The organism is Burkholderia cepacia GG4 (genome assembly GCF_000292915.1).
Classification (GTDB): domain Bacteria; phylum Pseudomonadota; class Gammaproteobacteria; order Burkholderiales; family Burkholderiaceae; genus Burkholderia; species Burkholderia cepacia_D.
In genome coordinates this window covers 1,868,278-1,883,121 of sequence record NC_018514.1, presented here as the reverse complement: position 1 = coordinate 1,883,121, position 14,844 = coordinate 1,868,278, and the positions used below count along the sequence as shown (strand labels likewise).

Below are 14,844 nucleotides of genomic sequence, written 5' to 3'. Positions count from 1 at the left end.
GGTGGCGTTTGTCCTCTTTAGCGTCTTTGTTGTTACAATGCCGGCCCGGCTTCGTTGCCGGGGCGGCGTGTAGCACGTCTTGCTTCTCATCTGGGCCCCTAGCTCATGCTTGGTTAGAGCAGCGAACTCATAATTCGTTGGTGCCGGGTTCGACTCCCGGGGGGCCCACCAGATTCGCTTCCAGGGTTATTCGGGGAAGACGCGAAACCCGCGATGCCGCAAGGCTTCGCGGGTTTTTCTTTTGCGCGCCGCCTGAATGTGTCGATCGTGTTGAATGCGTTCACGTCGGCGTCGCGTGTCGTATCGCCGCCACCGGGGAAATACGGAAAGCGTGCCGTCCCGATCTCAATCGAAGTATGCTGTAGCGCGACCGACGCGCCCGCTATCCATCGAGTGCGCGAACCGCAGCCAAGCGCCGCGCACTATCCGGCAGCCAGAACAAACACAAACCGACTTCGCCCGACAGTGGGGGGCGGCCATCATGATCATGCTGCGTTCGTGGGGTGCGATTCTGTCGTTGCTGATGCTTGCCGCGTGCGCCAGCCTGCCGCCGCAGGCCGGCCGCACGCCGACGCACGCATTCACCGATACCGACAACACGCGCCTCGGCATCGCGTTCCGCCAGCAGGCCGCCGCCCATCCGGGGCAGGACGCGTTTCATCTGCTGCGCGATCCGGTCGACGCACTCGATGCGCGCGTGCTGCTCGCCGATCGCGCGGACCGCTCGCTGGACCTGCAGTACTACATCTGGCACGACGACCTGACCGGACACGAGCTCGCGGATGCGATCATCCGTGCGGCCGATCGCGGGGTCCGCGTGCGCGCGCTGCTCGACGATCTCGGCACGAACGCGGACGACCGCAAGCTGCTCGAGATCAGTTCGCATCCGAACATCGAGATCCGGCTGTTCAATCCGGTCGCGACGCGCCACTTCAAGAAGATCGGCACCGTGCTCGAGTTCTCGCGCGTCAACCGGCGCATGCACAACAAGGCGATGATCGCGGACAACCAGGCGGCGATCGTCGGCGGCCGCAATATCGGCGACGAGTACTTCGGCGCGTCGTCGATGCTGGAGTTCGGCGATCTCGACGTGGTCGTGCACGGCCCCGTCGTGAACGACATCTCGACCGAATTCGATACGTTCTGGAATTCGCCGTATGCGTATCCGGTCGATGCGCTGGTCGGGCACGACGCGGCGCCGGGCGGCCTCGACCGGGAGCGCGAACGGCTGCGCGACTACCTGCGGGCCATGGAGGACAATCCTTACGTGCTCGAGGCGCGGCAAAGGCTCGACCAGATCGTGCACGGGCAGGGCACCGAGCTGTCGTGGGGGCAGGCGACGGTCCTGTACGACGATCCGGCGAAGATCTCGCGCTCGCCGAAGGACCCCGACGGGCACCTGATGCCGCAGTTGCGCGCACTCGCGCTGCGGCCCGAGCAGGAACTGCTGATCGTGTCGCCGTACTTCGTGCCGGGCAAGGACATGGTCGAACGGCTGCGTGCGCTCACGGCGCGCGGCGTGCGCGTGACGATCCTGACCAACTCGCTCGCATCGACCGACGTGGCGGCCGTGCATGCCGGCTACCGGCACTATCGGCGCGATCTGGTGGAAGCCGGCGTGCGGCTTTACGAGCGGCGGCCGTCCGGCGACAAGAGCATCTCGAAACAGATCATCATCGGTTCGTCGCGTGCGTCGCTGCACGCGAAGACGTATGTGTTCGATCGCAAGAGCATCTTCATCGGCTCGATGAACCTCGATCCGCGCTCGCTGAGGCTCAACACCGAGATCGGCGTCTACTGCGAGAGTCCGGCGATTGCGTCCGAAGTCGCGACGGATCTGGCGTCACGGCTCGATCGAATCGCGTGGCGTGTCGAATCGAGAACCGATCCCGCCGGCAAAGGGCAATTGAAATGGCTTCAGACCGATGCGGACGGGAAGGTGACCGAGCTCGATCACGAACCGGAAGTGTCGGCGGCACGGCGGATGGAAGTCTGGTTTCTCGGGCTGTTTCCGATCGAGTCGCAGCTGTGATCTCGCTCGCCCGCGACAACCGCGGGCGGCGGGTGCGGACGCGCAGCATCGATCCGGGCGCGACGTGCGCACGGCCGCGTACACGGTTCCGGGCGTGCACCACGCGCCGCGCCCGGAACCGCACTGCTCATCGCGCGATCAGCGCGCGAAATCCGACGTGCTCTGGATGAACGTGTTCAGCTTCGAGATGTTCACGCTGCCGAAGCCCGTGGTCGCGTCCCAGCCGGCCTTCGCCTTGTAGCCGTAAGTGCCGCTGCCGTTGTTGCCGGACGTGACATCGTGCAGCAGCGCCGCGTTGGCCGGGAAGTACTTGTAGATGCTCGATGCCGGGAAGCCCAACGCGTTGTTGTTGGCCGATTGCAGCCGTGCCCAGATGCCGGTGAAGATCGGCGCGGCGAGGCTCGTGCCGCCTTCGTTGTTCAGGTAGCCCGAACCCCACAGCGTGTCGGACGTCTGGCCGTTCACCACGAGGATCGCGCCGGTGCGCAGGTCGGCGTCGAAGCCGACGTCCGGCAGCGCGCGCTTGGTCGACCCGGTGAGGCTCGACGATTGCCACGACGGCGCGGCTTCGTACTTGCTGTAGCCGCCGCCAGTCGACCATACGGTGCCGGGCTGCCAGCCCGGATCGTTCCAGACGATTTCGCTGTTGTACGCGTTGGTCGACGTATTGGTGAACAGCGTCGTGCCGCCCACCGCGATCACGTACGGCGACGTCGCGGGCTCGCTCACCGTGTAGGTCGAGCGCGACGGCGTGCCGCTCGCGCATTCGTACGCGCCATGGTCGCCGGCCGACACGGAGAAGGTCTGCCCTTGCGCGACGGCCTGCTTGAAGATGGTGTCGTCGGTCGCCTGCGAGCCGGTGCTGTACGCGGACGATTCGCATACGCCGAGCGACACGTTGATGACCTTCGCGACGTTGTCGCTGACTGCCTTGTTGTACGCGGCGGTGATCGCCGTGAGCGTCATCGACGGCGCCACGTAGAACACGACCTGCTTCACGCGGCCGCCGGCAGCGCCGACGATCGACTGGCTGTCGAGGTTCCATTCGACGGTGCCGGATGTGTCGGTGTACGAACTGCCTGACGGACCCGTCTGCACGACGCTGCTGCTGATCGCGCCGAGGCCGTTGCTCGCGGCGAACGTGTTCAGGTCGCTGACCGTTTGCGACAGGTCGCCTTCGGAGATGATACCGACCGTGGTCTGCGAGGCCGTCGGCGTACCGTCGCCGCCATAGAGCGACGAGAATTCCGTCGGGTTGTGCGGCACCGCTGACGCACCCGCGGGAATCGTCAGGTTGCTGGTGTTGCCTTGCGGCTTGCTGCCTGCGCCGGTATGCATGAGCTCGACGTTCTGCAGACCCAGCACCGCGCCGACGATGCCGCTGATCGCGTTCGGCACCTGCGCGGCATCGGTGTTCGCATAGACGCTGCGGCCGTTGCGCGTGAAGCGTTTGAGCGTCGTGCGGAACGCCGACTTGATCGTTGCCGCGGTGCCGGAGGCGGACACCAGCAGGCGGTTCGGCGCGACCACGATGTTGACGAAGCCGGCCTTGCTCAGGTGCGCGACGACGGACGCGACCTGCTGGTCGGTCGGCGCGTACTGCGCGGCGAACTGCGCCGGCGTCAGGAACTGCTTGTAGTGCGGCGAGCCGGGCGTATGCAGATCATGCAGGTACTGGTCGAGTTGCGCTTCACTGCGCAGGTTCAGCCCGAGCACGATGTCGACCGATTCGCCGGGCGCCATCTCGGTTGCAGCCGCGGCAGCGGCGGCCGTGCTTGCCGCCGGCGCGCCGGCGGTGCTGCTGCTTTCGCCCTGCTGGACGAGCGGCAGGAATCCCTTGGTGCGCGTTTCGGTCCAGCCGGCGGCCGGTGCGGCATGGACGGCCGTCATGCCGAACGAAGCGGCTGCCGCGGCGGCGAAGGCGAGCTTGACGATGCGAATGTGCTTTTGTTTCTTGTCTGCAACCTGATTCATTTGAATTACCCCTCCGGTTGAACATCGAACGGCACGAACAACAACGGTCGACAGCGGCGCGGATCGTGCGCCGCTGAAATCCGCTGCGCTCGCGCGGATGGCGTGGGCGCAGCGGGGCCTTTCGCCCGATCCGGAAAGATGGTGTTGCTCCGGGGGCGAAATGCTGGAATGCTCGGTAACGGGGGCGCTGCGCCGCGATGCAGCGGCGCCAGCAGGCCTGACGCAGGCGGGATGGCTAGAGCAATAGTTTCGGTATCCTGCTCATTCGGTTCGGTCCTTCGGCCCGCTGCCGGACGGCAGCTGCCCAATGAAATGCATCGGGATGTTGCATGCGCCAACGGAAGAAGATGCGGTCAGCGGCGAGAACTTCGGTGCGGCGGAAGCGAACTGCGTCGAGCAGAATCGATTGCGTGGTTTGCAATTCGTCAGATTACTTGCATCGGACGGTATCAAGAACGAAAGTTCGATGTCAAACTTTTTCTGATTATATGAAACAAAATTAAATCGAATGGGCTGAAATGATTTTGAAAAAAATGGCGGTATTTTGTAATTTTCAAGGCCGTCACTGGATGCAATGGCGGCTCGGCACGTCGGATAATTGACGATTTCGTTCGCAATGAGCGAATGGTCGTGGAGGAAACATTCGAGTCGCAGGCACCAACCGCACCAACCGCACCGGTCGCTGCGGTCACGCGTCGCGCAGCGCGGCCGCAGGTTGGATGCGCGCGCCTCGCCAGCTCGGATACAGCGTCGCCAGCGACGACATGACGAACGAAACGAGCGCCACCTCGATCACGTCGGCCGCGACGAGCTTCGACGGAAGTTCGTTCAGGAAGTAGACGGACGGCGTCAGGAACCGGATGCCGAGCGCGTGTTCGATCAGCGGCAGCAGCCACGGGATGCTCGATGCGATCGCGCCGCCGAGTGCCACGCCCGTCATCGTCCCGACCAGCCCGATCGTCATGCCCTGGATCATGAAGATTTTCATGATCGCGCCCGGCGGCGCGCCGAGCGTGCGCAGGATTGCGATATCGCCGTGCTTCTGCGTGACGGTCATCACGAGCGACGACACGAGGTTGAATGCCGCGACCGCGATGATGAGCATCAGGATCAGGAACAGCATGCGCTTCTGCAACTGCTCGGCGATGAACCAGGCTCGGTTGTGTTGCGTCCAGTCGCGGATGTACAGGTTGCCCGACAGCGCGCGCGACAGCTGCAACGCGACCGCCGGCGCCTGCTCCATGTGTTCGATGCGCAGTCGCACGCCGGTCGGCGCGCGGAGATGGAACAGCGACTGCGCGTCGCTGATGTGAATGAAGGCAAGCGCGCTGTCGTACTGGAAGTGTCCTGATTCGAACGTGCCGACGACGCGGAACTGCCGGAACTGCGGTATCGGGTCATGCGTCGAGCTCGACCCTGACGGCGCGAAAAACGTCAGCCGGTCGCCGGTCTGCACGTTCAGGCTCGCGGTGAGGGCAGTGCCGAGCACGATGCCGAGTTCGCCGGGAACCAGCGCATCGAGGCGGAGGCTTCCGAGGTTCGTCGCGATGCTCGACACCTGCGGCTCGAGGCGCGGATCGATGCCGCGCAGCGCGACGCCCGTGACCTTGCCGCCGTGCGTGAGCAGCGCCTGCGCATCGACATAAGGGGCGGCACCCGTCACCGACGGATCGCGCCGCGCTTCGGTCGCGGTCTGCCGCCAGTCCGGCATGCTGCCGGTCGGCGAATAGATCTCGATGTGCGACAGGACCGACAGCATCCGGTCCCGCACTTCGCTGCGGAACCCGTTCATGACCGACAGCACGATGATCAGCGCGGCGACACCGAGCGCGATGCCGGCCATCGACGCGGCGGCGACGAACGAAACGAAGCCGCTGCCGGTCGCGCGTTTGCCGGCAGACGCATAGCGCAGTCCGATCTGCCATTCGTACGGAAATTTCAACGGCGCTCCTGTGGCCGACGCTCGAGCTTCAGTGTGTCGTGCCGTTCGACGGCCTGCAGGTTGTCGACGAACCGGAAGAGGTCGTCGACACGGTGCAGCAGACGTTCGTCCGATGCGTCGCCGGCTGCGGATGCGAGGCGCTTGATTTCGTCCAGCCGGGCTTCGAGGTCCGCGAGCGGGACGTGTGCAATGTGCTCCGCGTCGGTGGGCGAGGGTATGGTATTAACGGCGGTCGTATGTCGCAGCCGGATGGTCATGGCATTGAAGTCCTCGATGAATTGCGACATCGCTCTCGGGCAACCGTCGCGGGAAACCCCGCTCACCGCAACATCGCCGGCGACGATCCGCCCGGCGGTGTACGCGGCCGAGTCGAGCGCGTCGAGCGTTCGGCGAATCAGCCGGCACAGATCGACGGCCGCCGCCAGGAGTCCGAACAATAGCAGCGTTGCAAGCACCGGGTAGGTGAATGCGTCGTGGTGCATTCCGTCGCGCGGCAGTTCTGCCGGATGGCGCAACGCGTCGACGATCGACATGCCGAGGCCGGCAGCCAGCACGACGACGAGCGCGAGCAGCGCGATCGCCAGCCCGATTGGCCGGCTCGGCGTCGGCGGCCCGTTCACTGCGTCCCCCGCAACCGGTAGCCGACCCCGCGCATCACTTCGGGCATGCCGGGCGCGCCGGCCTGTTCGAGTTTCTTGCGCAGCCGGCTGATGTGGCTGTCGACCGTGCGTTCGAGTGCGCTTACGTCGGCCATGCAGGCGTCGAGCAGTTCGCCGCGCGTGAATACACGGCTCGGCGAGCGCGCCATGTGCGCGAGCAGCCGGAATTCCGTGAGCGTCAGCGCGATCTGTACGTCGGCGGATGCCGTGCGCACGCGGGCGAGATAGCTGTCGGTGTCGATCTCCAGTTTGCCGACCTGCAGCATGCGTGCGGCCGATGGCGTGCGTGCGCGTCGCAGGATCGCGCGCAGGCGTGCGACCACCCCGGCCGGGTCGAACGGCTTCACGATGAAGTCGTCCGCGCCGGCGCCCAGCGCCTGCAGCCTGTCGATGTCCCGGTCGAACGCGGTGACGACGACGACCGGCGTATTGCAGCGCCGCCGCAGTTCGGCGAGCACGTCCCAGCCGCTCCTGCCCGGCAGCTTGACGTCGAGCAGGATCAGGTCGGGCTCCAGGTGCGGCTGCACGTCGAGCACGGCCTGCCCGTTGCCGACGCGGTAGGTGCGAAAGCCGTCGTGCTTCAGGTACGCGTCGAGGATGTCCGAGATGTCGGGCTCGTCCTCGGCAATCAGGATCAGCGCGCTCATCGTTGCAGCGCCACGTTGGTCGACGGTGGGACGTCGGTGTCCGTCAGCCCGCCGCCGAGTGCCTTGTAGAGCGCGACGGCATTGGCCAGTTCGCTGCGGCGCAGGTCGAGCAAAGCCTGCCGCGCCGAATACAGCTGGCGCTGCGAATCCAGCAATTCCAGCCGCCCCTCGACGCCCGCGCGGTAGCGCAGGTTCGACAGATCGGTGCGGCGCTCGGCCGATGCGACCACGCGCGTCTGCGCTTCGATCTGCCGGCCGAAGGTTTCGCGTCCGGCGATGCCGTCGGCGACTTCGCGGAACGCGGTCTGGATCGAGCGCTCGTACTCGGCGACGGCACTCGACTTGCGCACTTCCGCGAGACGCAGCTCCGAACGGAGCCGCCCGCCCTGGAAGATCGGGACGGTGACCTGCGGCGCGAAGCTCCATACGTTCTGACCGCCGGCGAACAGGCTGCCCATCGCTGGGCTGAGGAAACCGATCGACGACGTCAGCGACAGCCGCGGAAAGAACGCCGCGCGTGCCGCGCCGATGTCGGCATTGGCCGCGACCAGGTTCTGCTCGGCCTGCTGGAGGTCCGGCCGGCGGAACAGCAACTCCGACGGCAGGCCGGCCGGCAGTTGCGTCATCACCGGCTGCTGCTCGAGCGGCAGCGGGTCCGGCAGATCCTTCGGCGGCTCGCTGCCGAGCAGCAGGCGCAGCGCATTGCGTGCCTGCTCGACGGCGCGCGTGCGCGCTTCGAGATCGGCGGTCGCGCTCGCGACCTGGCCTTCGGCCTGCGCGATGTCGACGCCGCTCGCCTGATGCGCTTCCTTCAGGCGGCGAGCGAGATCGAGCGACTGCTGCCAGTCGCCGAGCGTGCGCTCGGCAAGCTGGCGCTGTTCCTGCGCGAGACGCTCCGCGAAGTACGCGTCCGCGACCGCGCCGACGAGCGAGATCTGCACCGCGCGGCGGCCGTGATCGGTCGCGAGGTAGCGGGCGAACGCCGCATCCGACAGCGACTTCACGCGGCCGAACAGATCGATCTCGAACGCGCTGATGCCGACGTTCACGCCGTACTGGTTCTGCGTCGATTCGAGCAGCGGCGGATTCGACTGCGGGTCGGCAGCGGTGCGCTGGCGAGTGAAGCTGGCGCCTGCGTCGATCGACGGCAGGCGCGCCGAGCGCTGGATGCCGTACTGCGCTTCGGCGGCCTCGACGTTCAGCGAGGCCAGCCGCAGGTCGCGGTTGTTCTGCAGCGCGACCTCGATCAGGCGCTGCAGGCGGCGGTCGCCGAACATCGTGCGCCAGCCGAGATCGGCCGCGTTCGCGTGCAGGTCGGCGGCAGCGGCGGCCGTATAGGCGGTCGGCACCGGCATCGCGGGTTTTACCAGCGCCGGCGTCAGCGAACAGGCCGACAACGCGAGGGCGGCGGAAACCGCAGCGGAAAGAATCAGCAATCGCATGGCATCAACCTTGTTGTTCGTTATGCAGAGCGTTGGGCTTCCGGCGAGTTGCACGCCATGCCCCGATGCGTTCCTGGATGCTCATCACGAACACGAAGAACACCGGGACGAAGAAAATGGCCAGCACCGTGGCGGTCACCATGCCGCCGAACACGCCGGTGCCGATCGCGTGCTGCGTTTCGGCGCTCGCGCCGGTCGCGATCATCAGCGGCACCACGCCGAGGCCGAACGCGAGCGACGTCATCAGGATCGGGCGCAGGCGCAGCTTCGACGCTTCCACGGCCGCCTCGATCAATCCCTTGCCTTCCTCGCGCAACTGCTTCGCGAATTCGACGATCAGGATCGCGTTCTTCGCGGACAGGCCGATCACGGTGATCATCCCGACCTTGAAGAACACGTCGTTCGGCAAGCCGCGCAGCAGCACCGCGCCGATCGCGCCGAGCAGGCCGAGCGGCACCACCAGCATCACCGACAGCGGAATCGACCAGCTTTCGTACAGCGCGGCCAGCACCAGGAACACGACGATCATCGACAGCACCATCAGCATCGGCGCCTGCGACGCCGACTGGCGTTCCTGCAGCGACTGGCCGGTCCACTCGACCGCGAAGCCGGGCGGCAGCTGCGCGGCGAGACGTTCCATCTCGGCCATCGCCGCGCCGCTCGACTGGCCGGGCGCCGCGTTGCCGGAGATGCGCGCGGACGGGTAGCCCTTGAAGCGCACCATTTGCAGCGGCGTGTCGGTCCACACGGGGCGCACGACTTCGGAAAGCGGCACCATGCCGCCGGCCGCGTTGCGCACGTACAGCTTCATCACGTTGTCGATCTGCATGCGCGCCGGCGCATCGGCCTGGATGATCACCTGCTGCATGCGGCCCGCGTTCGGGAAGTCGTTCACGTAGGTCGAACCCATCGCGGTCGACAGCGTGTCGCTGAGCGTCGTGAACGAGACGCCGAGCGCCTGCGCCTTCGCGCGGTCGATCTCGAGTCGAATGCTCGCGCCGGCCGGCAGGCTGTCCGGGTACACGCCGGTCACGATCCTGCTTTGCGCGGCGAGTTCGAGCAGCTTCGCTTCAGCCGCTTTGAGTGCCGCATTGCCTTGATTCGCGCGATCTTCCAGACGCATCGAGAAGCCCGAGCTGTTGCCTAGTTCGTCGATCGCCGGCGGCAGCAAGCTCATCACCATGCCTTCGGTCACACCGGCCATCGCCTGCTGGGCCAGCATGCCTTCCTCGATGGTCGACGAGCCGCCGCGGTTCTTCCAGTCCTTCATCACGGACCAGTTGATCGCCGCGTTCGAACCTTGCCCGGAGAAGCCGTAGCCGATCACGGAAATACTCGACTGGATTGCCGGACGCGAAGCAAGATGCTTCTCCAGCGTTTTGACCACGTCATGCGTACGCTCGGCGGTAGCGTCTGCGGGCAGCAGAAAGCTGGTGATGAAGTAGCCTTGGTCCTCGTCCGGCAGGAACGACGACGGCAGGCTGCGGAAGCCGAACACGAGCGCGCCCGAGATCGCGACGAACACCAGCATCACGCGGCCCGTGCGGCCGACCAGGCGGCCGACGCGCGTTTCGTACCACGCCGTCAGGCGCTCGAAGCGGCGGTTGAACCAGCCGAAGAAGCCGCGCTTCTCGTGATGGCCCGGCTCGACCGGCTTGAGCATCGTCGCGCACAGGGCGGGCGTGAGCGTCAGCGCGAGCAATGCGGAGAACAGGATCGACACGGCCATCGACAGCGTGAACTGCTTGTAGATCACGCCGACCGAGCCGCTTGCCATCGCCATCGGGAGGAACACCGCGGTGAGCACCAGCGTGATGCCGATGATCGCGCCGGTGATTTCCTTCATCGCCTTCGACGTCGCGTCCTTCGGCGACAGGCCTTCCTCGGCCATCAGGCGTTCGACGTTCTCGACGACGACGATCGCATCGTCGACGATGATGCCGATCGCGAGCACCATGCCGAACATCGTCAGCACGTTGATCGAGAAGCCGGTGAGCAGCATCACCGAGAACGTGCCGAGCATCGCGACCGGCGCGACGATGGCCGGGATCAGCGTGTAGCGCACGTTCTGCAGGAACAGGTACATCACGAGGAACACGAGCACCATCGCCTCGAACAGCGTGGCGATCACCTTCTCGATCGAGATCTTCACGAACGGCGACGTGTCGAGCGGAATCGAGTAGGTCATGCCAGACGGCATCGACTTGCTCAGTTCGGCCATGCGCGCACGGATCGCGTCCGCGGTCTTCACCGCGTTGGCGCCCGGCGCGAGCTGCACGCCGGCGAGGGTGGCCGGCTTGTTGTTCTCGCGGCTCACGAACATGTAGTTCTGCGAGCCGAGCTCGACGCGCGCGACGTCGCCGAGTACGACCTTCGAGCCGTCTGCGTTCGCGCGCAGTACGACCTTCGCGAACGCTTCCGGCGTCGTGAGCTGGCCCTGCGCGGTAAGCGGCACGGTCACGCGCTGGCCCGGCAGCGCGGGCAGCGCACCGAGGCTGCCCGGCGCGATCTGCACGTTCTGCTGGCCGATCGCGGTCGTCAGGTCGCTCATCGACAGGCCGAAATTGATCAGCTTCTGCGGATCGACCCAAATGCGCATCGCGCGTTCGGAGCCGAACTGCAGCACGCGCCCGACGCCATCGATTCGCCGCAGCTCCTCGGAAACGCTGCGCGCCATGTAGTCGGCGAGTGCACCTTCGTCGAAGCGGCCGTTGTCGGAGCGCAGGCCGATCAGCATCAGGAAGCCGGATGACGCGGATTCGACGATCAGCCCGTTCTGGCGCACGGCCGCGGGCAGGCGCGGCTCGACGGACTTGATCTTGTTCTGCACGTCGACCTGCGCCATCTCCGGATTGGTGCCGGGCTTGAACGTCACGGTGATCTGCGCGGAGCCGGACGTATCGGCCGACGATTCGAAGTACAGCAGGTTCTTGACGCCAGACAGTTCGCGCTCGACGAGGCTCAGCACGCCGTCGTTCATCGTCTGCGGCGTGGCGCCCGGGTAGTTCGCGGTGATCGTGACGGACGGCGGCGCGACCGACGGGTAGCGCGCGACCGGCAGTTGCGGGATCGCGAGCAGCCCCATCAGGATGATGAAGAGGGCGATCACCCACGCAAAGACCGGGCGGCGGATAAAGAATTCAGCCATGACTGGAGGCTCCGTGACTCAGTGCGCCGACGCGGTCGTGGCCGCGTCGGGCGACGTCCAGTCGGTCGCGGTCGCGGCCGCGCCGTCGGTCAGGCGTTCCATCCCTTCGACGACGATCTTCTGGCCGGCCTGCAGGCCCGACTTGATGCGATAGCTGCGGTTCGTCAGCTCGCCGATCTCGACGGCCCTCAGGTGCGCGGTGCCCTTCGCGTCGAGCACCCACACCTGCGGCTTGCCGCCGGCGTGCACGACGGCTTGCTGCGGCACCGTCACGGCGTTCGCGTAGTGCGCACGCGGAATGCGGGCACGCACGTACATGCCCGGCAGCAGTTGGCGCTTCGGGTTGTCGACCAGCACGCGCAGCAGCACGTCGCCGGTGCCCGGATCGACGTTGACGCCCGAGAACAGCATGCGGCCCTTCACGTCGTAGCGTGTGTCGTCGTCGCGCAGCAGGTCGACCGGCAGGCCGTTGCTGTCCGACGCTTGCGGCTGCGCCGCGAGCGCACCGCGCAACGCGTCGAGCGACGCGGCCGGCTGGCGCACGTCCACGTAGACCTGGTCGATCTGCTGGATGCGCGCCATCGGCTGGCTGTCGCTGCTCGACACCAGTGCGCCTTCGGTCACGAGCGCCTGGTCGATGCGGCCGGCGATCGGCGCTTCCACGGTCGCGAATTTCAGGTCGAGCTGGCGGCGCGCGAGCGTCGCGCGGGCCTGCGCGACGTCGGCGGCGGCCTGGTCGCGTTGCGAAACGGCGTCGTCGTACACCTGGCGGCTGATCGCGTCGGCTTCGACGAGCGGCTTGAAGCGTGCCGTCTGCACCTTTGCGCGTTCGAGCGCGGCCTGTGCGCGCTGCAGCGATGCGGCGGCCGTGTCCATGTCGGCCTTGAACGGCGCCGGATTGATCTGGAACAACGGCTGGCCGGTGCGCACCTCGGTGCCTTGCTCGAACAGCCGGCGTTGCACGATGCCGCTGACCTGCGGCCGGATTTCAGCGATCCGCACGGCCGCGACGCGGCCCGGCAGATCCTCGGTCACGTCGAGGCGGGCGGCGCCCAGCGTCAGCGCTGCGACCGGGGTAGCCGGGGTGGCGGCCTGCTGCTGGGCAGGCCCGCAGCCCGACAGCAGCGCCGCCATCAGCGTACAGGCGGCGCCGTAACGCCATCGTTGTTGATTCTTCATTGCGACTCCAGGAAGCGCAGGCAGCCCACTGCCTGCTTTGACGGACTGGAGTGTGAGGCGCGTAGTTGGCGTCTTTTGTGCGGAAGGATGGAGATTCGATGGAGACGACGAAAGGGCCTGAAAGTCAGGTGGAATCGCCGGGGGGCGGGGCAGGACGGCGCGGGATGGTTTTGTCTGACGAACCGATGCGGATGGCGTCGCGATCGGCCCGTCGTTCGACAGCGTGCGCGGCGGCACGCGCGGCGGTGTCGGGGCGGGGTATCAGCCCTTTTTCTGAATGACGGAGGGGCGCGAGCGCGCCGTGGACGGTCGGCCGCGCGTCAACCCGGGTTCGTCTGCCACCCGAGCCCGAGGCTCTTCTGCAGCGACACGTAATCCTTGATCAGCTCGGCCTGCCCGGCGATCACGTTTTGCTGCGCGGCCAGCGCTTCGCGCTGCGTATCGAGCAGATCGATCATCGACGCGACGCCCGCGCGATAGCGCTGATCCATCAGCGTGGCCGAATGCGTGGCCGACGTCTGCACCTTGGCGAGCGCGACAACGTGTTCGCGCTGGTGCCCGTAGCGCTGCAACGCCGTGTTCGCGTCCTGCAACGCGCCGAGCACGGCCTTCTGGTAGTTCGCTTCCGCTTCGTCGCGCGCCGCTTCAGCGGCACGCACTGCGCCGCGCGTGCGGCCGAAATCGAGAATGTTCCATTGCAGGTACGGTGCGCCGACCCACGTGAAGTTCTGCTTGCGGAACAGGTGGCCCGGATTCGTCGCGCTGAACCCGAGATCGCCGAGCAGCGTCACCTTCGGGAAATAATCGGCGACATGCTCGCCGATCTGCGCGTTGCTGGACGCGAGCCGGCGCTCGGCCGCGCGGATGTCGGGGCGCTGCTTCAGCAGCGCGCCCGGATCGCCGATCTGCACGCTGCCGGGTAGCGTCGGCAGCGGCGTGCCCGGTGCCGACAGCGCGGCGTCGAGCGCACCCGGAGCGCGCCCGGTCAGGATGGCCAGCCGGTCGAGCGATTCCGTCACCTGCGCATCGAGCGGGATCAGCGACGCGCGCGTGTTCTCGACCTGCGTCGTCAGGCGCTCGATGTCCGCATCGGCCGCGGCGCCGCGCGCGCGGCGCTGTTGCGCGAGGTCGAGCATCTGCTGTTGCAGGTCGGCCGTGCGTTGCGACAGCGCGAGCCGCTGCTGCTGGTCGCGCAGGTCGACGTATGCGGTTGCGACTTCGGCCGCGATCGATACCTGTGTGTCGGCGAGATCGGCGTCGACCGCCTCCGCCTGCGCGGACGCGGCTTCGACCGCACGGCGCGTGCCGCCGAACAGGTCGATTTCCCAGGTGGCGTCGAAGCCGGCCGAATAGAGCTGCAGCGGCCCCGAGCCGCCCAGCGACGGCGACGATCCACCCGGCTGGTTCGAGCTGCTCGACGGCAGCAGCGAGCCGAGCGCACTGACGTCCGGTTCGCGCATGCGGATCGCGGCGACGGTGGCCGACGATTTCGGCAGCTGCGCCGCACGCTGTTGCGAGAGCTGTGCGCGCGAGGCGCGCAACCGTGCCTGCGCGGCGTGCAGATCGGGGTTGTGCGCGAGCGCGGCGGCGATCAGATCGTCGAGCTGGCGATCGTTCAGTGCCTGCCACCACGCGCTCGGCGCGGGGGCGGCGGTGTCGACGCCGGATGCCGGTGCACGCACGAAGGTCGGCGCGCCGGGCGCAGCGGGCGCGCCGCGGTAGTCGGGGCCGACGGTGCAGCCGGCGAGCAGGCAGGCGGCTGCGCACAGTGTGAGCGCAGGGCGGTGGGGCAGGGAAAAGGGCTTCATCGCGTAAGACGGT

At 67.0% G+C, this 14,844-nt stretch carries 9 protein-coding genes and 1 tRNA gene; 2 read left to right on the top strand and 8 right to left on the bottom strand.

What is annotated here, in order from left to right; translation table 11 throughout:
- The first annotated feature begins 92 nt into the window (after positions 1 to 92).
- Positions 93 to 171, top strand: a tRNA-Ile gene (locus tag GEM_RS24050).
- A gap of 310 nt (positions 172 to 481) precedes the next feature.
- A complete protein-coding gene (locus GEM_RS24045) occupies positions 482 to 2,032 on the top strand; it encodes a phospholipase D family protein (protein WP_014900009.1) in 1,551 nt (516 codons plus the stop codon).
- Positions 2,033 to 2,170: 138 nt separating this feature from the next.
- On the opposite strand, the gene GEM_RS24040 is transcribed toward GEM_RS24045, so the two are convergent.
- The 8 genes from GEM_RS24040 to GEM_RS24005 all read right to left on the bottom strand — a co-directional run bounded on the left by GEM_RS24040 (position 2,171) and on the right by GEM_RS24005 (position 14,831).
- Entirely contained in the window at positions 2,171 to 4,006 is a 1,836-nt protein-coding gene (locus GEM_RS24040; RefSeq protein WP_014900008.1) for a S53 family peptidase, read from the bottom strand.
- A gap of 688 nt (positions 4,007 to 4,694) precedes the next feature.
- Positions 4,695 to 5,948, bottom strand: a complete 1,254-nt coding sequence (locus GEM_RS24035; protein ID WP_014900007.1) for a lipoprotein-releasing ABC transporter permease subunit — start codon at positions 5,946 to 5,948, stop codon at positions 4,695 to 4,697.
- Complete coding sequence (locus GEM_RS24030) at positions 5,945 to 6,568, bottom strand: hypothetical protein (RefSeq protein WP_014900006.1); 624 nt, start codon at positions 6,566 to 6,568, stop codon at positions 5,945 to 5,947. The genes GEM_RS24035 and GEM_RS24030 overlap by 4 nt, the downstream gene beginning before the upstream one ends.
- Positions 6,565 to 7,254, bottom strand: coding sequence for a response regulator (locus tag GEM_RS24025; RefSeq protein WP_014900005.1), 690 nt, complete (start codon positions 7,252 to 7,254; stop codon positions 6,565 to 6,567). Before GEM_RS24025 ends, GEM_RS24030 begins: the two co-directional genes overlap by 4 nt.
- Positions 7,251 to 8,696 carry an efflux transporter outer membrane subunit gene (locus GEM_RS24020; protein WP_014900004.1) on the bottom strand — a complete coding sequence of 482 codons (1,446 nt, stop codon included), beginning with the start codon at positions 8,694 to 8,696 and terminating at the stop codon, positions 7,251 to 7,253. Before GEM_RS24020 ends, GEM_RS24025 begins: the two co-directional genes overlap by 4 nt.
- A 4-nt stretch (positions 8,697 to 8,700) precedes the next feature.
- Positions 8,701 to 11,844 carry a multidrug efflux RND transporter permease subunit gene (locus tag GEM_RS24015; protein WP_014900003.1) on the bottom strand — a complete coding sequence of 1,048 codons (3,144 nt, stop codon included), beginning with the start codon at positions 11,842 to 11,844 and terminating at the stop codon, positions 8,701 to 8,703.
- An 18-nt stretch (positions 11,845 to 11,862) separates the two neighbouring features.
- The gene (locus GEM_RS24010; RefSeq protein ID WP_014900002.1) at positions 11,863 to 13,023 is read right to left on the bottom strand and encodes an efflux RND transporter periplasmic adaptor subunit; all 1,161 of its coding nucleotides are present in this window, start codon (positions 13,021 to 13,023) and stop codon (positions 11,863 to 11,865) included.
- Between the two features lie 320 nt (positions 13,024 to 13,343).
- Positions 13,344 to 14,831 carry an efflux transporter outer membrane subunit gene (locus GEM_RS24005; RefSeq protein WP_014900001.1) on the bottom strand — a complete coding sequence of 496 codons (1,488 nt, stop codon included), beginning with the start codon at positions 14,829 to 14,831 and terminating at the stop codon, positions 13,344 to 13,346.
- Between the last annotated feature and the right edge of the window lie 13 nt (positions 14,832 to 14,844).